Source organism: Nonomuraea sp. NPDC003727, assembly GCF_053586935.1.
The window spans coordinates 146,537-164,872 of sequence record NZ_JBSFNE010000012.1; the positions used below are offsets into that span (position 1 = coordinate 146,537).

Here is an 18,336-nt window from a genome sequence, read left to right on the forward strand (position 1 = left end):
ATGCGTATCAAGTCCGCTTTGGCGGCTGCGGCCATCGTGACCATGGCGGCCGCGTGCGGTGGCGGCGGCGGGGGTGGCGGCGGCGCCGCCGAGTCCGCCAAGCCCGGCGGCGAGCCCGTGAAGATCAACTTCCTCAGCCTGGCCTGGCAGAAGGAGTCGCTCGCGGCGAACAAGGAGCTCGTCGAGGAGTGGAACAAGGCCAACCCCGACATCCAGGTCACCTACGTGCAGGGCAGCTGGGACAACGTCAACGACCAACTGGTCACGCAGTTCTCCGGCGGCACCGCCCCTGACGTGATCCACGACGACTCTCCCGCGCTGTCCGGCTTCGCCGCCGACGGCTACCTGCTGGACCTGAAGGACAAGCTGCCCGCCGAGCTGAAGAGCGACATCCCGCAGAAGGCGTGGGACACCGTGACCTTCAAGGACGGCAAGGGCACCGAAGGTGTGTACGGCGTGCCGTTCCTGCAGGAGTCGCAGGTCATCATCGCCAACAAGAAGCTGCTCGACGCGGCCAAGGTCCGCATCCCCACGCCCGACAACCCCTGGACGTGGGACGAGTTCGCCGAGGTCAGCAAGAAGCTGACCAAGGACGGCGGCTTCGGTGTGGCCTGGCCGATGAAGTCCCCGGTCAACAAGACGCTGAACCTGGCGCTCAACTACGGCGGCACCTTCTTCCAGACCGGCGCCGACGGCAAGACCACCGTCAAGGTCGGCCCGGAGGAGAAGGAGGTGCTGCAGCGCATCCACGACCAGCTCTGGAAGGACAAGTCGGCCGACCCCGCCGCGCTCGGCCAGGGCAGCGCCGACCCGCTGCCCGCCTTCTACGCCGGCAAGTTCGCGCTGCTGCCCGCCGGCGTCTACCTGCGCCAGCAGGTCGCCGAGCAGGCTCCCAAGGACTTCGAGTGGGTCACGCTGCCCCCGCTGAAGGGCACCACCTCCGAGCAGGGCGCGGTCTCCCAGACCTTGTCCGTCTCGGCCGACAGCAAGCACTCCGACCAGGCGCTGAAGTTCATCTCCTTCTTCCTGAACGGCACCAACCAGGCCAAGCTCGCCAAGGGCGACTGGCTGCTGCCCACCTCGCAGCAGGCCGCCGCCGACCCGTCGATGACCACCCAGGAGAACGGCTGGGACGTGGCCACCGCCTCGGCCAAGAACCTGGTCGTCGCGCCGTTCCTGAAGGTCAACGGCTTCGACGAGTGGAAGAGCAAGGTGGCCACCCCCACCCTGCAGCAGTACTACGCCAACAAGATCTCCCTCGACGAGGCGGCGGCCAAGCTGGTCGAGGAGGGCAACGAGGTGCTGGAGCGGTACTCCTCGTGACCTTGACGCAGGATCGCGCCCGGGGGTGCCTGCTCGGCCTGGCGGCCGGCGACGCCCTCGGCGCGCCCGCCGAGAACATGGAACCGGCCGAGATCGCCGCCAGGTGGGGCAGGCTCACCGAGATCGAGGGCGGCGGCACCGACGACACCGAGTACGCCATCTTCGCCGCGTCGCTGCTCGTACGGCACGGCCACGAGCTGACCAGCGTCGACGTCGCCGCCGCCTACCGCAGTGAGATCATCCCCTCGGTGCTCGGCCCGATGAGGGGCGCGGGCTTCTCCGAGCTCGGCACCGTCCAGGCGCTGCGGCGCGGTCTCGAACCGCCGCTGACCGGCAAGGTCCACGCGCACGGCTGGTCGGACGGCCTGGCGATGCGGGCGGCGCCGTACGGTGTCTTCTGCCCGGGTGATCCGGCGGAGGCGGCCCGGCTGGTCGAGCAGGACGGCCTGGTCAGCGCCGACGGGGAGGGCATCAACGGCGGCATGGCGGTCGCCGCGGCCGTGGCCGTCGCGATGACGGGGGCCACGGCGGAGGAGGCGGTCGAGGCCGGGCTGGCCGCGATCCCCGCCGACTCGTGGACCGCCCGTGCCGTCACCAGGGCGCGCCCGCTCAGGGACTCGCCCGAGCGGCTGCACGAGGCCGTGGTCATGAGGCACTACCCGTGGACCGACCTGGCGCCCGAGGCCGTGGCGCTGGCGTTCGCCGCCTACCTGCACGGTGACGGCGAGGTGGAGGAGTCGGTGACCTACGCGGTCAGCCTGGGCCGCGACGCCGACACCATCGGCGCCATCGCCGGCGCGCTGGCGGGCGCTGGGCGCGGCGAGGGCGGGGTGCCGGGCAGATGGGCCGAGCGCGTCGGCCCCGCCACCGGCAAGTGCCTGCCGGTCGTGGCGGGCAGGCACGTGCTCGACGTCGCGGACGAGCTGGCGAGAGGACCGGCCGAGGACGAGTGGGCGAGAGGACTGTAGAGACCACATGTCGGGGGACAGGATCACAGGCGCGTTCGTCGGCCTGGCCGTGGGCGACGCGGCGGGCTGGCCGGCGGCCCGGCATCGCGCCGCGCTGCACGCGCCGTGGAGCAGGCGGCTGCATCGCGAGCTCGACGCCTTCGCCGAGGAGCGCGGGGTCACCACGCTGCCGGTGCCGTTCGCGCTCAACCAGCCGACCGCGCCGCTGGCCGTCGGGCCGTCCGACGACGCCGAGTGGCTGGCGTGGACCGCGCTGACCATCGCGCAGGACCGGGCCGGGGCCTTCCTCGACCTGGCCGGGCGCGACGACCTGCGGGCCCGCGTCTCGGTGGCGAGCGCGCTGGACAACCTGCGGCGCGGCCTCGAGCCGCCCGCCAGCGGGCACGACAACCCGCACTTCTTCGACGACGCGGCCGCCGTGCGGGCCGTCGCGTTCGGGGTCACGGGGCGTGATCCCACGGCCGACGCGCACGTCACCAACGCCGGCGACGGCGTGCTCGGGGCCAGGGCGATGGCCGCGGCGGTGGCGGCCGCCGTCACCGGCGCACCGGCCGCCACGGCGGTCGAGGCGGCGCTGGCCGAACTGCCCGAAGACACCGCGATCGGCCACAACGCCAGGACGGCGCTGCGGGTGGCCCGCGAGGCGGGAGGCGCCTTCGCCGCGGTGCCCGCGCTCGACGCCGCGCTCGTCGACCACGTCTACAGCTACGCCGTCGCGGCCGCGGTGACCGTGCCGATAGCGCTGGCGCTGGCCGAGGTGGCGGGCGGGTCGCTCGCCGAGGCCGTGCCGGCCGCGGCGTGCCTGGCCGCGGTGGCCGACTCGGCGCCCGCGCTGACCGGGGCGCTCACCGGCGCCTGCGGCGGTCTTTCGGCGGTGCCGCAGGCATGGGCCGCCTCGGCGCGCAGGCTGGCCGGATGCTGCCTGCCCGAACTGGCGGGCAGGGATCTCGTTGATATCTCGGAGGGAATCGCATGACGCCGCTGGAGGACAAGGCCACTGGGTGCGTGGCGGGAGCGGCGGTCGGTGACGCCCTCGGCGGCGCCACCGAAGGCTGGACGCCCGAGCAGATCACCCAGCGTTACGGAGGAACGGTCGAGGGTGTCGTCCCGCCGTTCAACACCGACTGGCGCAACGCCCGGCCGATCGCGCCCTACCACAAGGGCGACGGCCACATCACCGACGACACCCTGATGACCCACGCGCTGATCCGCGTCTACGAGAAGACCGCCGGGCACCTCGACGCCTACGCGATGGCCGAGCACATGGTGCCGGAGATGATGGCCGAGAAGCGGTGGATCCCCGAGCTGGAGGCAGAGGCGCTGCCGCTGCAGCGGGTCTTCCTGGCCGAGAAGTGGATCGTGGCGCGGCTGCACTACGGTCACGTCGACCCGCGCGAGGCCGGCACCGGCAACATCGTCAACTGCGGCGCCGCGATGTACGTCGCGCCGGTCGGCGTGGTCAACGCCGGCGACCCCGACGCGGCCTACGCCGAGGCGATCGACCTGACCGGGGCGCACCAGTCCTCCTACGGGCGCGAGGCCGCCGGGGTCATGGCGGCGGCGGTCGCCGAGGCCATGCGGCCGGGCGCGACGGCCGACTCGGTGGTGGCCGTGGCGTCCCGGCTGGCCAAGGACGGCACCAGGGCCGCCATCGAGGCCGTGTGCTCGCGGGCGCGCGACTTCGGGCACTGGGAGGGTTCCTTCGAGGGGCTGCGCGCGGCCATGCGTCCCTACGACACGGTCGCCGACACCTACCGCGACCAGGGGCTCGGCGCCCGGCGGCCGTCCCGGGTGCACAGCATCGAGGAACTGCCCCTGGCGCTGGCGTTCCTGCTGATCGCCAAGGGTGACTACCGCGACACCGTGCTCGGCGGCGTCAACTACGGGCGCGACGCCGACTCCATCGCCTCCATGGGCGGGGCGCTGGCGGGGGCGCTCGGCGGGCTGTCCTGCGTGCCGTCCGCGTGGGTCGACCAGGTCGGTACGGCCAGCCGTACCGACCTGGTGGCACCCGGACTGGCGCTGGCCGGGGTGACGCGGCGGATCCACCGCGACGACCTGGAGCGGCGCCGCGCCCACGAGGCCGCCTTCGCCGAGCTGGCCGGCCAGTGATCAGGCTCACCTGGGTGCAGCCCGAGGACCTGGTGGGGCACGAGCTCCGCCAGGCCGCCGAGGACGGCCGCGACGTGGCCGACATCACGGCGCGCTGGCACGCGGCGGGCGGCCACGACGCGCCGCCCCGCGCGGGCGCCTCCTCGCCCGACGCGCTGGCGCTGCGCGGGCTGGCCGAGGAGCTGCTGGACGAGCTGGCCGCGCGGGAGTCGCCGCTGGACGAGCCCACCGACCTGGCCGAGATCGTCGCCCGGTGCCCCGGCTGGCCCGCCGCCCGCGCGGCGGCGGCGTCACCCGTGCCCGGCAGGATGCTCGGGGCGTGGCTCGGCAGGGCCGCCGGGTGCGTGCTCGGCAAACCGGTGGAGAAGATCCCGCGCGAGGGTGTCAGGGCCATCGCCGAGGCGACGGGCAACTGGCCGATCCGCGGCTGGTTCACCGCCGCCGGGCTGCCCGCCGAGATCAACCGGCGCTGGCCGTGGAACCGGCGCAGCGCGGTCAACTCGCTGGCCGAGAACGTCGACGGCGTCCCCGAGGACGACGACCTCAACTATCCGCTGCTGGCCCTGTCGGTGCTGGAACGGCACGGCCGCGGCTTCACCACCGACGACGTGGCCACGCTGTGGCTGGACGAGCTGCCCGCCGGGCGGACGTTCACCGCCGAGCGCGTCGCCTACCGCAACCTGCTGGCGGGCCTGGAACCGCCGACCACCGCGACCTACCGCAACCCGTTCCGGGAGTGGATCGGCGCGCTGATCAGGACCGACCTGTACGGCTGGGTCAACCCGGGCGACCCCGCCACGGCGGCCGAGTACGCCTGGCGCGACGCCAGGCTCACCCACACCGCCAACGGCGTCTACGGCGCGATGTTCGTGGCCGCCATGTGCGCCCAGTCGATGGTGGCCGGCTCGGTCGAGGAGGTCGTCGAGGCGGGCCTGTCCGTGGTCCCGCCCCGCTCCAGGCTGGCCGAGGCCGTACGGCAGGCCGTCGCGGACGCCGCCCGCCTGGACGACTTCGAGCAGGTCGTCGACCGCCTGTACGAGCGGCACGGGCACCTGCACTGGGTGCACACGATCAACAACGCCGCCCTGGTCGCGGCCACGCTCGTGCACGCCGACGGCGACTTCACCGCCACGATCGCGGGGGCCGTGGCGGGCGGCTGGGACACCGACTCGGCCGGCGCCACGGCCGGCTCGATCGCCGGCGCGCTCAACGGGGGCGTGCCGGACCGGTGGCGGCTGCGCGACAGCCTGGCCAGCAGCCTGACCGGCTTCGACGGCATCGCCCTGAGCGAGCTGGCGCGGCGCACGGAGAGGATGATGGTGTCATGATCTCGGTTTTCGGCAGCGTGAACATGGATCTGGTCGCCTACGTGCCCACGGCGCCCAGACTCGGAGAAACGGTCACCGGGCGCTCCTTCCGCACCATCCCCGGCGGGAAGGGCGCCAACCAGGCGATCGCCGCCTCCCGCGCGGGCGCGGACGTCGCCTTCCTCGGCGCGGTCGGCGACGACCCCTTCGGCGTGGTGCTGCGCTCCACGCTCGTCGAGTCGGGCGTCGATGTCAGCGTGCTCCGGCACGTGTCGGGGCCGAGCGGCATCGCGCACATCGTGGTGGAGGACTCCGGCGGCAACTCGATCATCGTGGTGCCCGGCGCCAACGGCACCGTGACCGGGCCGTCCGACGACGACCTGGAGCTCATCGCGGGCTCGGCCGCGGTGCTGCTGCAGCTCGAGCTGCCGATGGCGGCCGTCGTCGCCGCCGCGAAGGCGGCGCGGGCCGCCGACGCGCCGGTGATCCTCACCCCCGCGCCCGCCCAGCCGCTGCCCGACGAGCTGCTGGCGGCGGTGACGCTGATCGTGCCGAACGAGCACGAGGCGGCGGCGATCACCGGGGTCGAGGACCCAGGCAAGGCGCTGGACGCGCTGCTCGACCGCGTGCCGGAGGCGGTGATCACCCTGGGCGCCGAGGGCGCGCTGTACGGCTCGCGCGACGGCGCGCGGCTGCGGGTCCCCGCCGAGCCGGTGAAGGCGGTCGACACCACGGCGGCCGGCGACACCTTCGTCGGCGCGCTGGCGGTGGCCAGGTCCGAGGGACGGGCGCCGGAGGAGGCGCTCCGCTTCGCCTCGGTGGCGGCCTCGCTCTCGGTCCAGCGTGAGGGTGCCAGCACCTCGATGCCGACCCGCGCGGAGATCGACGCCGCCCTGGGCTGACCTGGACGGACCTGGGCCGGCCTGGGCCGACGGGTCACGCGCGAACGCCGGGGCGCCGCGACGCGGTCGCCGAGGGCCTCGGCGACCGCGCGGCGCCCCCGGCGCTACTGGACGGCGCCCTCGGGCAGGTCGTCCTCGACGCCGTCGGACGCCTTGACCAGCACGCCCAGCGCCCGCGCCACCGTGGCGGTGTCCATGCTGGGCCGGTCGGCGCCGGTGACCTGGTGCGGCGCGTACGGCACGTGCACGAACCCGCCGCGCAGGCCGGGCCGCTCGGTCGCGATCAGGTGCGCGAGCTCGTAGGCCACCTGGTTGCACACGAACGTGCCCGCCGTGTAGGAGACGGCGGCCGGGATCCCCTCCGCCCTGACCGCCCGCACCATGGCCTTGACCGGCAGCCTGGACAGGTAGGCGTCGGGGCCGCCCGGCACCACCGGCACGCCGCTCGGCCGGGCGCCCGCGTTGTCGGGGATGCGTGCCTCGATGAGGTTGATCGCCACCTTCTCCATCGTGATCCCGGCCCGGCCGCCGGCCTGTCCCGTGCACAGGACCACGTCGGGGTCGTACCGTTCGATCGCCTCCCGCAGCGCCGCCGGCGCGTCGGCGAACACGCACGGCAGCTCGACCGCGGTCGCCCCTGGAACCAGCACGGCGGCGTCGTAGGAGGGGTTGGTCGTCTCCCCGCCGAACGGCTCGAACCCTGTCACCAGCACACGCGACATCTCATTCAGTCCTTCGATACGGCCCGTAGCGTCAAGGCAAGAGTCTCGACCATGAGGGCCGGCGCGTGGACAGGAGCATGGTCGTGAAGACCCGTGTGATCACTTTCGCGGTACGCGCGACTGGGTAGATCGCTTGGTATGTACGAGATCGCCCAGCGTGTTCTCACGCTGCTGACCGAGCCGCCCGGCGAGGTCACGGTGACGATCGGCCTGCCGTACGAGGAGCCGACGGGGGAGTGGTCCTGCCCCTACCGGATCGACGGCCTCGGCGGCTGGGAGCGGGAGCGGAAGGTCACGGGCGCCGACTCGATGCAGGCGCTGGAGATCGTGCTGACCGTGGTGCGCAGCGCCCTCGAGGAGTCGGCGGAGGCGCGGGAGGGCCTGCTGGTGTGGGACGAGTTCAGCTGAGCAGGCGGCGCCAGCGCGGCAGCTCGGTCACCACGGTCGCGGCGGCCAGCACCGTCACGACCACCGCCACCGGGCGCGCCCATGCCGCCCACGCCGCGGTCACGGCGGCGACCAGCTGCAGGATCACCAGCAGGATCGTCACGATCCCCGGAACCGCGACGATCACCTGGCGCTTGTCGCCGGGGGTGGCGAAGACCGTCGGCAGCCCGATGAGCGCGATGACCGACAGTACGGCCAGCGTCACGGAGTGCGATGCCAGTGCCCATGGCGTCGCGATCCAGGCGACCAACTCGGTGGTGAATCGCAGCACGGAGCTGATTCCGGCTTTTTCAGGCATCCGGAAACCCTACTATGTGCCGTTATGTCTGACATAAGACTGGTGGAGCTCAGGACGCGCGCCCCGCAGCGCCCTCCCGGGCCCGATATTGCCCGGGTCGTCGACCTGACCAGTCCGTCGGGGCTGCGCCTGCGCCGCTACCATCCGGCCGACCGGCCGCGGCCGCTGATGGTGTACCTGCACGGCGGCGGCTGGGTCTTCGGCGACCTGGAAACCCACGACAGGACCTGCCGGAGGATCGCCCGCGAGTGCGACGTCGAGGTGCTGGCCGTCGACTACCGGCTCGCCCCCGAGCACCCCTGCCCCGCCGCGCTCGACGACGCGGTCGAGGTGCTGCGCTGGACCAGGCCGGTGGCGGTCGCCGGCGACAGCTCGGGCGGCTACCTGGCCACGATGGCGTGCATGCGGTTGCGCGACGAGGGCTGCGCGATGCCGGCGCTGCAGGTGCTGCTGTGCCCGAACACCGACCTCACGCTCTCCTCGCCGAGCATCGTCTCCAAGGGCTCCGGCTACGGGCTGGACGCCGACACTCTGGCCTGGTTCGTCGCCCAGTGGGTGCCCGACCCCGCGCAGCGCCCCGGCGCCAGCCCCCTGCTGTCCCCCAACCTGTACGGCCTGCCGACCACGCTGCTGGTGACCGCGGAGAACGACGCCCTGCGCGACGAGGGCGACGCCTACGCCGCCAAGCTCGCCGAGGCCGGCGTGAAGGTCGTGCACCGGCAGGAGCCCGGCCTGGCGCACGGGTTCATCCAGGACTCAGGCGACGCGGTCGGGCCCGCCTGCGAGCGGGTCTTCTCCGACATCAAGGCCCTGATCCCGCGCTGAGGCGAGGTGCCGGATAATCCCCGCCATGAGCCTCCCCCGCCTGATCGCCACCGACCTCGACGGCACGCTCCTCGACCCCGCCGGTGCCGTCACCCCCCGCACCCGCCGCGCCCTCGAGGCGGCCAGGACGGCGGGCGCGGAGGTGGTCTTCGTCACCGCGAGACCGCCGCGCTCCATCGCCCGCATCGCGGCGGAGACCGGCGTCGACGGCACGGCGATCTGCAGCAACGGCGCGATCGTCTACGACGTCGCCGCGGGCCGCGCCCTCACCACCCGGACGCTCGACCCTGCCGAGGCCCGCGCGGTCACGCGGTCCCTCGCCGAAGCGTTGCCGGGCCTCACCTTCGCGATCGAGACGGGCACCGGTGTGCTGTTCGAGCCCGGGTACGGCAAGCACGTCCCCCATGACGCCGCCTACCGCCGGGAGGTGGCGTCGGTGTGGGCCGACCCCGCGCCGGTCGTCAAGCTGCTGGCCTGGTCGCCGGCCCACCACGCGGACGAGATGTTCACCGCGGCGACCGCCGCCGTGGACGGCAGGGCCGAGCTCACCTATTCGGGCAGCGGCGGGCTGCTGGAGATCAGCGCGGCCGGGGTGACCAAGGCGGGCGCGCTGGCCGAGCTCTGCCGGGAGCGCGGCATCGACCCCGCCGGCGTGGTGGCCTTCGGCGACATGCCCAACGACCTGGCCGTACTCGCCTACGCGGGCACCGGCTACGCGATGGCCAACTCGCACCACACCGTGCTGGCCGCCGTCGAGCGCCACACGCTGTCGAACGCCGAGGACGGCGTGGCCGTGGTGCTGGAGCGCTACTTCAGCCCGTGAGCGCAGGGGCCTTCCGGCGGTGAGCGGCGTGGGCCTTCAGGCCGTGAACGGAGGGGCCTTCTGGCGGTGAACGGCGTGGCCCTTCTGGCCGTGAGCGCAGGGGCCTTCTGGCGGTGAACGGCGCGGGCCCGCAGGTCGCGGGACGAGGGCCGCGTGCCGTTGGGCGAGGGCCGCGTGCCGTTCGGCGAGGGCCGCGTGCGGTACGGCGAGGGCGGGCCGGGCCGAGTACACCCGTCGGCGTAGTCGCGATGACGACGCGTGGCGGATGCCGTCGCCGGCCGTCGGCGTGACCCTTGCTCACATGGTCAGATTCCTCACCCCCTTCAAGATCCTCGCCCTGCTCAACGTCGCCGCCGTGCTCGCCCAGGCCGTCACGGCGGGGCAGCTGCTCAGCGGCGGCGGCAGCGCGCTCCACGGCATGGGCGCCGGTGCCGTGCATACCGTGGGGCTGCTCCTGCTGATCGTCGGCGTCCTGGTGTGGCGTCCAGGACGCGGCCCGGGCTGGCCGGCGCTGGCCGGCCTGGCGATCCTGCTGCTGGGCTTCGTCCAGTCGGCCACGGGAGGCTCGGGCGTGACGGCGCTGCACGTGCCGCTCGGCATGACGATCATGGGTCTCAGCGTGTGGCTGGCCGTCTGGGCGTTCACACCCGCGCGTTCGGCACGCAGTGCTTCGTCCTGAGACCGGTGACGTCGCGCGGGCCGTTCTCGCCGAGCTGTGACAGCCGCCCCGTGTCCTCCTCCGCCCCTCCCTCGTGGTGGCCGGTCTTTGGCTCCTTATCCCGAAGAAAGGTCGATAAAAGTCCATATGGGCTTTGACTCCTGCGGGACGATCAGCATGCTTGCCTCATGACGGACGTACGGGTGATCGTCGGGCCGGGGCTGGCTGCCGACTGGGCGTTGCTGGGGGAGGTGGCCGAGCGGGAGTTCTCGGCGCTCGGAGTGAGCGGGGCGCTGCGGCACGCCCGTGACGCCGGTGAGGCGCGTGCCCTCCTTGCGGGTACGGGGGGCGGCCCCGTCGTGGCGATCCCCGGGCCCTCGCCGGAACTGCGCGAACTCATGGGGACGGCGGACGGCGTCGTCTGGTGCGACTTCAGCCGGGTGCGCCAGCTCGAGGGAACCGCGCACATCCAGGGCAGGGGGATCGACGGGCTGGTGTGGGCCATCAGGCACGCCGTCCACCGGCACCGGCACCGGCCGCGGCGCTTCACCTACGGCACGCACCCCGAGCAGTGGGGCGACCTGTACCTGCCCGCCAGGGCCACCGCCGACCTGCCCCTGCCGGTCGTGGCCCTCGTGCACGGCGGCTACTGGCGCTCGGTGTGGGCGGCCGACCTGATGGACGCGCTCTGCGCCGACCTGGCGGCGCGCGGGCTCGCGGCGTGGAACCTGGAATACCGCCGCCCCGACCTGCACGGCTGGGAGGCCACGACCGCCGACGTCGCCGCCGGGCTCGACGCCTTGCCCACCGTGGCGGCCGCGCTGACCGGCACGCGGCTCGACCTGGACAGGGTCGCGGTCGTCGGCCACTCGGCGGGCGCCCAGCTCGCCCTGCGGGCGGCGGCCGACAACGCCAAGGTGGCGCTGGCGGTGTCGCTCGCGGGCGTGCTCGACCTGGTGGAAGGCGACCGGCGGCACCTCAGCTCCGGCGCGGTGGCGGCGGCGCTGGGCGGGCACGCGCGTTTCGACAGCGGCTCGCCGCAGGCGACGTACGCGGCGTCGAGCCCGCTGCTGCGGCTGCCGCTCGGGGTGCCGCAGCTCATCGTCCAGGGGTCGGGCGACGACCTCGACCTGATCGACTTCAGCCGCAGGTACGCCAGGGCGGCCGAGGCGGTCGGGGACGAGGTGACCTACATGGAGATGTCGGGCGACCACTTCGCGGTGATCTCGCCGCGCGCCCCCATCTGGCGTACCACCGCCCTCGCCATCGCCGAACGCCTGGCCAAGGCCACGCCGCCGAAGCCCGCCTGACCGGCCGCCCGCTTCCCACCCTCTCCCGGAGGTGCTCGCCCTCCGGGAGAGGCGCTCGCCTTACCGGAGAGGTGCCCGCCCTCCGGGAGGGGTGCCCGCCCTCCCGGAGGAGCGCACGCGGGGCCGGGCCCGGCTTCGGGGTTCCGCCGAGGGAAAGGCGTGCCGGCCGGAGTGTGTGGTGCCGTGTCGTGGAACCGGTCCTGGTGTTTCGCGCCGCCGCGCCGTACCAAGGAGGGGAGGGAAGGGAGCGACCGTGGAGGTCTCGATCGTCGGAGCCGGCCTGGTGGGCTGCTTGCTGGCTTGTTTTCTCGCCAGGAGAGGCCACGAGGTGACGCTGTACGAGCGTCGCCCCGACCCCAGGCTGACGGGCGCCGAGCGCGGCAGGTCGATCAACCTGGCGATCTCCGAGCGCGGCATCGACGCGCTGCGCAGGCTCGGCCTGGCGGAGGAGGCGCTGGCGGAGGCCATCCCGATGCCGGGCCGGATGATGCACGCCGTCGACGGCTCCCTCACCTTCCAGCCCTACAGCTCCGACCAGCGGCACGCGATCAACTCCATCAGCCGGGGCGCGCTCAACGGCAAGCTGCTCGACGCGGCGGAGGCGCACAAGGGCGTGCGGGTCAGGTTCGGGCACCGGCTGACCGGCATCGGGGACGGCACGCTGGAGTTCGAGGGCGGCATCGTCGAGAAGGGCCAGCAGGTCGTCATCGGCGCCGACGGCGCCTACAGCGCGGTCAGGGCCAGGCTTCAGCAGCTGCCGGGCACCGACTTCAGCCAGCAGTACCTCGACTACGGCTACAAGGAGCTGACGATTCCCCCCAAACTGGGGGAGTTCGCCTTCGACCCGGGGGCGTTGCACATCTGGCCGCGCGGCCGGTCGATGATGATCGCCCTGCCGAACCCCGACAAGTCCTTCACGTGCACGCTGTTCTGGCCGCACGAGGCGCTGGCGGCGCTCGACACGCCGGAGAAGGTACGCGCCTTCTTCGGCAAGGAGTATCCCGACGCCGCCGAGGTGATGCCGCACCTGGCCTCCGACTACGCCCGCAACCCGGTCGGGCACCTGGTCACGATGCGCTGCGACCCCTGGCACGGGACTGTCAACGGCACCCTGGTCGGGCTGATCGGCGACGCGGCCCACGCCATCGTCCCCTTCTACGGCCAGGGCGCCAACTGCGGCTTCCAGGACTGCGTCGAGCTCGACCGGTGCCTCGACGAGACGGGCGACGACTTCGCCAGGGCGCTGGAGCTGTTCCAGCGCCGCAAGGCCGACACCGACGTCATCGCCCGCCTCGCGCTGGACAACTTCGTCGAGATGCGCGACAAGGTCGGCTCCCGGGTCTTCCTCGCCCAGAAGCGCGTCGAGCACGCCCTGGAGCGGGCGCTGCCGGGCCGCTACGTGTCCCGCTACGAGCTGGTCTCCTTCTCGACCACCCCGTACGCCGAGGTGGAGCGGCGCGTGGCCCGCCAGCGCCGGTGGGCCGCGGCCGGGGCGGCCGGGCTGCTGATCGCCGGGGCCGTCGCGTGGAGAAGGTCCCGCTAGGCCGGGACCGGTCAGGCCTGCTTGCCCATCGCCTTCCTGATGGCGTCGACCGTCCTGTCCTTCACCGCCGCCAGCGGACCCATCAGCAGGTTCTCGGTGGCCGTCTCGACGCCGGGGTGCGGGTGCGTGGGCGCCAGCGCCTCGGCCGCCTTCACTCCCACGGCCATCGTCCTGCGCTCGGCCTCGCTGGTCTCGGCGCGCAGCTGGGGGAACTCCTCACGTTCCTCGGCCGCGGCGTGTTCCAGCACCGACGCGCGCAGCGTGGCGAGGTTGGCCGTGAACTGCGGGTCGTCGACGCCCGCCTTCTCCATCTCGGCGAGCATGTCCTTGGCCGCGTTCTCCTCGGCCAGCCGCTCGTCCACGACCGCCTCCCCGCCCGGGAGCTTGCGCCGGGCGTAGGGGTGGACGATCTGCTCCTCGGCCGTCTCGTGGACGGCGAGCAGCCGTACCAGCCGCTGGAACGGCTCGCCGCGGGCGTCGGGCGGCGCGCCCTCCACCTCCGCGAACAGCTCCTTGATCAGGTCGTGCTGGTGGAGCAACAGGTCGACGACGTCGTTCTCGTTCATCCGCTCGGGTACCGTCTGATCCGCCATGGGAGCCTCCTTCCTGGTCACCCCTGCGCCTACCCTCAGGGGAGCGGGAACACCTCCGTCGGCTGGTGGGCGTGGATGTCCTAGTCGACGCGGGAGAGGACGAGCGGATCCTCCTCACCGGAGACGGCGGTGAGCGTCTCCTCGTCATCGGACAGCGTGAGGGTCCCGCTGCTCTTGCTGAAGCCGCAGTCCAGGAAGAACTTGTAGCCGTCGTCGGCGGGTTTGACGGTGCCCTCGCAGGCGCCACCGTCCGCGCTGGTGGTGATCGCGCCGTCCCCGGTGATCTCGACCGTCACCTGAGAGTCGTCGGCTTCCCCCTTCCACGCGCCCTCCAGCGCGCCCAGCCCGCTTCCACAGGCGGTGAGCAGGAGTGCGGCGCAGAGCAGGCCGGCCATCGCGCTCAGTTTGGAGAACATGTATCTGACTCCTTCGTTCGAAGATTGCTGATGTCTTGCGCCCGGTGACGAGATCGGGGCTGGTGACCGGAATCCGCGCGGGTAGTGGTGGCGGCCGGCCGTATCGGCGACCGGCCCGTCAGGGGCCGGCCGGCGGGGTGGTCTTGGGGTGCACCACGATGGGCGCGCTGGACTTGACGACGCCCGAGCCCTTGATGGCATGGCCGTCGTGCGCCTTCCAGATGTCGAGCTGGTAGGTGCCCGGCGGGACGTCGGTCCACTTGTGGTACTGCCAGGCGTTGCAGGCGAACTGCACGGCCTCGCGGCTGGGCCGTACGGCCACCCAGTAGACGGTGGTCCCCTGGGGGCAGCTCTCGTACGACCAGAACTCGACATCCCCGTCGGCCGTCTGCGTCCACCACGGAGAGAAGATCCGGAACGCCATCCGGTCGATCCGGACCGGGAACCCATACCCCTTGACCACCTGCGGCGCCCCGGACACCGGCACGGCCGCCGGGCCCGTCCCACGGGGTGAAGAGGTGCCGGCCGGAGCCGCGGGCCCGTTCCCGCCGGCGTCCCCCGGGGAGAACGCCGGCGGGTACACCAGGAGCAGCGCGGAGATCACGACGGCGACGGGGATCACGGAGAGGGGTGTCTTCCACCACGGACGGGCGGTGCCGGGCGGGCGGGTGACCGAGGCCCGGACGGCCGGGTCCGGGGGAGCGGCAGTGCCTTGTGGCGCTCCGAGGCCGTCAAGGACAGGACCGCGCGAGAGGCGGACGTCGGCGGTCGACAGGCCGGGGTTGTCGTGGAGGAGCCGGGACAGCAGGGCGGCGGCCGTGGGACGGGCGGCGGGGTCCTTGGCGAGGCAGTCGCGAAGGAGGGGGAGCAGCCCGGAGGGGACGCCGGTCAGGTCGGGTTCGGTGGTCAGGACGGCGTGCATGAGCGCCGGCACGGTGTCACCGGAGAACGCCTGCCGTCCCGTGCTCGCGAAGATCATGGTGAGGGCCCAGCTGAACAGGTCGGTGGCCGGGGTCGGCTCGCGCGGCTCGAACTGCTCGGGGGACATGTACGCCGGAGTGCCCATGGCGTTGCGGGTGAGCAGGTGGCCGGTGGCGCTGGCGATCCCGAAGTCGATCACGACGGGGCCCTCGGGGCCCATGATGACGTTGGACGGCTTGAGGTCGCGATGGACGACCCCGGCGCGGTGGATGGCCACGAGAGCCGCCAGGGTCGCGACGGCCAGGCGGTCGAGGCCGCTGCCGGTGCGCGGGCCGTCCGTCCTGACCAGCGAGTGCAGGGAGGGGCCGGGGACGTACTCGCTGACGAGGTAGGGCCGGCCGCCGTCCACCCCGGTGTGCAGCACCCTGGCCGTGCAGAACGGCGCCACCCGGCGCGCGGCGGCGGCTTCGCGTTCGAAGCGCCGCAGCGCGTCGGGGTCCCCGGCCATCGAGTCGAGCAGCACCTTGATGGCCACCCGCCCGCCGTCCGCTCCCACGCCCAGGTGGACGACGGCCTGGCCGCCCGAGCCGAGCGTGCCGGCCACCACGTACTCGCCGTACTTCTCCGTCACTGTCCTTGTCCTTACGTGGCCGCGCGGCGGGGGGTGGGGGGCTGGGCTCGGCCTCAGCAGTAGATCGCGCTGTTCGCGTTCCCGGCGAACTGCCTGCGGCTCGAGTCGGTGAACACCACGCGCCCCCAGGCCCGGATGCACTGGCTGCCGGCGATGAGGGTGGCGCCGTCGGTCCGGACGAAGCCCCGCTTCACGTGGCTCTCGGCGTTGGCCCGGTAGTGGTAGCCGCCGGTGTCGAGGTGGTCCTGGTAGTCACGGCACTCGGCGACGGAGCGCCCGCACACCCAGATCGAGACCGACATGAACTTGGCGTAGTCCTCGGCCGCGAGGCTGGTGTTGGTGAAGGCGCACACGCGGCTGCCGTTGCGGTGGACGTGCAGGAACGCGCCCTTCATCCGCGCGCCCCCGCTCGTGGCGGTGATCTCGGTGCGGCCGATGCGCTCACCGGCGCAGGGCAGACCCTGCGTGGCGGCCTGGGTCGTGGCCTGGGTCGTGGCCTGGGCGGCGGGGGCGTGGACGACAGACCCGGTCAGAGCGAGCCCGGAGGTCAGAGCCACCGTCGCGGCAAGGCGTGCAGAAGCAGACATCGTGGACATGAGGGTCCTTCCTGAGGGGGAGCGGATGAGATGATGGCGATCATGGATGGTGATCGTCCCGGACCGATGCTGCCCTAGGCGGTAGGCCTTCGACACCCCCTGCAAGCTGCGGAAACAAAGCAGCAACAACCGCAACAACTGCACAGCGACAGCGGAGGAGAGCATGGCGCGAGGTGGACGCAAGGATCACCCGATCGATCGGGAAGAGGGTCCGGTCGCGGAGTTCGTCGACGATCTGCGGCGGTTACGTGGCACGCTGACTCTGGAGGAGCTGGGGCGCCGGATGCGGTACCACCCCAGCACGCTCTCGCGGCGGCTCACGCCGAAGGAGTTGCCCCCGCAGGAGTTCGTGGACGCCTACGTGCGGGCCTGCGGGCACGACCCGCAGCCGTGGCTCGAACGCCGGCGGGAACTCGGCGAACAGCCCGCCGAGACCCAGCCGGACAACCCCGCCGATATCCAGCCGGACAATCCCGCCGCGACTCAGCCGGACGACTCCGCCGTGGCGCCGCCGGACGCGCCCGCCGTGGCGTCGCCGCCGCCGGTCGCCCCCTGGTGGAGGCGGCCCCGTTACCTGGCTCCCGCCGCTGCCGTGATCGCCGCTCTGTTGCTCGGCTACTCGCTGTTGACGCCGTCGGAGAGCGGGACCGGCCCGGCGGCCGCGCTGCTGGCCGTGCCGGTGTCCGGGGCGCCGCAGGTGGTCAAGGGGTACGGGTTCCCGACCCGGATCGACCGGATGGCGTTCCGGATCTTCTCTCCGTGGTGGACGCAGACCGCCAAGGGGGATGTCGAGTTCTGGTCGTACGAGAGCTGCCCCCAGGGGACCACCGTCTACTGGGTGGCCGTACGGCCCAGCCGCGAGGCCGTGCAGTTCGCCTGCAACACCTGGCAGTACCACAAGTGGACCGACGTCCCGCCGGGCACCTACCAACTCGAGACCTGGAAGCTGCACGACGGCCAGGCGATCAAGGGCTCGGGCGTCGTCAGGTCCAGCGTGCCCATCGTGGTGCACCCCAAGGAGACGCCGAGCCCCACCCCCAGCACGACGTGAGGGGACCGGCCGCCGCCGTCCGGCGATGGCCGCCGACCCCCCTCGGATGTGACCGGGCCTACGGCATCAGCCCCAGCCGCCGGGCGGCCACCACCGTCTCGTGCCGGTTGTGCGTGCCGAGCTTGCGCATCGCCCCGCGCAGGTAGCTCTTGACGGTCTCCGGCAGCAACCCCAGGCGCCTGGCGATCTCGGCGTTGCCGCAGCCGAGCCCGACCCAGGCCAGCACGTCGAGCTCGCGCGGCGACAGCCGTACCGGGGGCGCGGGGTCGCGCCGGACCTCACCGGACAGCCGCGCGCAGACCGTCAGCAGCCGCTCGCGCAGCTCGGGCGCGTCGACCTCCTGCGCGATGGCACGCAGTTCGGCGTTGGCCTCGCGCAGATCCTCCTGCCCGGGGGAGCGGCCCGGCGTCGCGCCCGCGCGTTCGGCCAGCGCGAGCCGCCGGGACACCTCGTCGCGGACGGCCAGCTCGGTGGCCAGCTCGCCGCTCACCCGCATGGCGGCCAGCAGCACCCGGTCGCCGAAGGCCAGCGGCTCCCTGATCGCGCCGTAGATCACCGCCCGCACCACGGAGTCGACGACGACCGGCACGGCCAGCACCGAGCGCAGCGACTCGGCGAGCACGGGGCGGTCGTACTCGTGGGTGATGTCGGTGGCCGTGGCGTAGTCGCCCACCGCCGCGGGCCGCGCCAGCGCGAGCACCTTGCCGCCGAGGCCGGCCCCCGCGGTCACGGCGATCCCGTGCAGCGCGTTCGTGCGGGTGCCGCGCAGCTGCGACATCCTGATGTGGCGCCGCTCGCCGACCATCCCGCCGAAGGCCACGTGCACGCCCGCCGTGCGCTGCAGCCTGCTGAGCGCCTGCTGGAGCGCGTCCACCTGCTCGAGCATGCCC

20 protein-coding genes are annotated in these 18,336 nt (G+C 73.1%); 13 read left to right on the plus strand and 7 right to left on the minus strand.

Annotated elements, in window-relative coordinates; all coding sequences use genetic code 11:
- From ACWDLG_RS29705 to rbsK, 6 genes are read left to right on the plus strand one after another with little or no spacing between them, the layout of a single operon-like run.
- Positions 1–1,323, plus strand: a complete 1,323-nt coding sequence (locus ACWDLG_RS29705) for an ABC transporter substrate-binding protein (protein ID WP_354912397.1) — start codon at positions 1–3, stop codon at positions 1,321–1,323.
- Entirely contained in the window at positions 1,320–2,291 is a 972-nt protein-coding gene (locus ACWDLG_RS29710) for an ADP-ribosylglycohydrolase family protein (RefSeq protein ID WP_449926118.1), read from the plus strand. The genes ACWDLG_RS29705 and ACWDLG_RS29710 overlap by 4 nt, the downstream gene beginning before the upstream one ends.
- A 7-nt stretch (positions 2,292–2,298) precedes the next feature.
- Positions 2,299–3,267, plus strand: coding sequence for an ADP-ribosylglycohydrolase family protein (locus ACWDLG_RS29715; protein WP_449926121.1), 969 nt, complete (start codon positions 2,299–2,301; stop codon positions 3,265–3,267).
- Positions 3,264–4,403: an ADP-ribosylglycohydrolase family protein gene (locus tag ACWDLG_RS29720; protein ID WP_354912391.1), complete on the plus strand. Its 1,140-nt coding sequence runs from the start codon at positions 3,264–3,266 to the stop codon at positions 4,401–4,403. Before ACWDLG_RS29715 ends, ACWDLG_RS29720 begins: the two co-directional genes overlap by 4 nt.
- Positions 4,400–5,731, plus strand: a complete 1,332-nt coding sequence (locus tag ACWDLG_RS29725) for an ADP-ribosylglycohydrolase family protein (RefSeq protein WP_449926125.1) — start codon at positions 4,400–4,402, stop codon at positions 5,729–5,731. The genes ACWDLG_RS29720 and ACWDLG_RS29725 overlap by 4 nt, the downstream gene beginning before the upstream one ends.
- Positions 5,728–6,612, plus strand: coding sequence for a ribokinase (rbsK, locus tag ACWDLG_RS29730; RefSeq protein ID WP_449926127.1), 885 nt, complete (start codon positions 5,728–5,730; stop codon positions 6,610–6,612). The genes ACWDLG_RS29725 and rbsK overlap by 4 nt, the downstream gene beginning before the upstream one ends.
- A gap of 104 nt (positions 6,613–6,716) precedes the next feature.
- On the opposite strand, the gene pcp is transcribed toward rbsK, so the two are convergent.
- The gene (pcp, locus tag ACWDLG_RS29735) at positions 6,717–7,334 is read right to left on the minus strand and encodes a pyroglutamyl-peptidase I (RefSeq protein ID WP_449926129.1); all 618 of its coding nucleotides are present in this window, start codon (positions 7,332–7,334) and stop codon (positions 6,717–6,719) included.
- Positions 7,335–7,472: 138 nt separating this feature from the next.
- Here pcp and ACWDLG_RS29740 point away from each other — a divergent pair, with 138 nt between their 5' ends.
- Positions 7,473–7,742, plus strand: coding sequence for a DUF6968 family protein (locus tag ACWDLG_RS29740; protein ID WP_449926132.1), 270 nt, complete (start codon positions 7,473–7,475; stop codon positions 7,740–7,742).
- Here ACWDLG_RS29740 and ACWDLG_RS29745 read toward each other — a convergent pair.
- Positions 7,735–8,079, minus strand: coding sequence for a hypothetical protein (locus ACWDLG_RS29745; RefSeq protein WP_449926135.1), 345 nt, complete (start codon positions 8,077–8,079; stop codon positions 7,735–7,737). The two genes, ACWDLG_RS29740 and ACWDLG_RS29745, sit on opposite strands and share 8 nt — an antisense overlap.
- A 24-nt stretch (positions 8,080–8,103) precedes the next feature.
- On the opposite strand from ACWDLG_RS29745, the gene ACWDLG_RS29750 reads away from it, so the two are divergent.
- From ACWDLG_RS29750 to ACWDLG_RS29770, 5 genes are all read left to right on the plus strand, one after another.
- Complete coding sequence (locus ACWDLG_RS29750; protein WP_354912378.1) at positions 8,104–8,904, plus strand: alpha/beta hydrolase; 801 nt, start codon at positions 8,104–8,106, stop codon at positions 8,902–8,904.
- 25 nt (positions 8,905–8,929) lie between these two features.
- Entirely contained in the window at positions 8,930–9,727 is a 798-nt protein-coding gene (locus ACWDLG_RS29755) for an HAD family hydrolase (RefSeq protein WP_449926139.1), read from the plus strand.
- A gap of 301 nt (positions 9,728–10,028) precedes the next feature.
- Entirely contained in the window at positions 10,029–10,406 is a 378-nt protein-coding gene (locus ACWDLG_RS29760) for a hypothetical protein (RefSeq protein WP_354912372.1), read from the plus strand.
- 167 nt (positions 10,407–10,573) lie between these two features.
- Positions 10,574–11,695, plus strand: coding sequence for an alpha/beta hydrolase (locus ACWDLG_RS29765; protein WP_449926142.1), 1,122 nt, complete (start codon positions 10,574–10,576; stop codon positions 11,693–11,695).
- A gap of 253 nt (positions 11,696–11,948) precedes the next feature.
- Positions 11,949–13,238 carry an FAD-dependent oxidoreductase gene (locus tag ACWDLG_RS29770; protein ID WP_449926145.1) on the plus strand — a complete coding sequence of 430 codons (1,290 nt, stop codon included), beginning with the start codon at positions 11,949–11,951 and terminating at the stop codon, positions 13,236–13,238.
- An 11-nt stretch (positions 13,239–13,249) separates the two neighbouring features.
- Here the strand turns inward: ACWDLG_RS29770 and ACWDLG_RS29775 are convergent, their stop codons facing one another.
- The 4 genes from ACWDLG_RS29775 to ACWDLG_RS29790 all read right to left on the minus strand — a co-directional run bounded on the left by ACWDLG_RS29775 (position 13,250) and on the right by ACWDLG_RS29790 (position 16,386).
- The gene (locus ACWDLG_RS29775; RefSeq protein ID WP_354912363.1) at positions 13,250–13,831 is read right to left on the minus strand and encodes a hemerythrin domain-containing protein; all 582 of its coding nucleotides are present in this window, start codon (positions 13,829–13,831) and stop codon (positions 13,250–13,252) included.
- An 80-nt stretch (positions 13,832–13,911) separates the two neighbouring features.
- Complete coding sequence (locus tag ACWDLG_RS29780; RefSeq protein WP_449926149.1) at positions 13,912–14,247, minus strand: hypothetical protein; 336 nt, start codon at positions 14,245–14,247, stop codon at positions 13,912–13,914.
- Positions 14,248–14,365: 118 nt separating this feature from the next.
- The gene (locus ACWDLG_RS29785; RefSeq protein WP_449926152.1) at positions 14,366–15,799 is read right to left on the minus strand and encodes a serine/threonine protein kinase; all 1,434 of its coding nucleotides are present in this window, start codon (positions 15,797–15,799) and stop codon (positions 14,366–14,368) included.
- A gap of 53 nt (positions 15,800–15,852) precedes the next feature.
- Positions 15,853–16,386, minus strand: coding sequence for a hypothetical protein (locus ACWDLG_RS29790; protein WP_449926155.1), 534 nt, complete (start codon positions 16,384–16,386; stop codon positions 15,853–15,855).
- Between the two features lie 172 nt (positions 16,387–16,558).
- Between ACWDLG_RS29790 and ACWDLG_RS29795 the strand changes: the two genes are divergently transcribed.
- Entirely contained in the window at positions 16,559–17,446 is an 888-nt protein-coding gene (locus ACWDLG_RS29795; protein ID WP_449926158.1) for a helix-turn-helix domain-containing protein, read from the plus strand.
- Positions 17,447–17,504: 58 nt separating this feature from the next.
- Here the strand turns inward: ACWDLG_RS29795 and ACWDLG_RS29800 are convergent, their stop codons facing one another.
- Positions 17,505–18,332 carry a response regulator transcription factor gene (locus ACWDLG_RS29800; protein WP_449926161.1) on the minus strand — a complete coding sequence of 276 codons (828 nt, stop codon included), beginning with the start codon at positions 18,330–18,332 and terminating at the stop codon, positions 17,505–17,507.
- Positions 18,333–18,336: the final 4 nt, after the last annotated feature.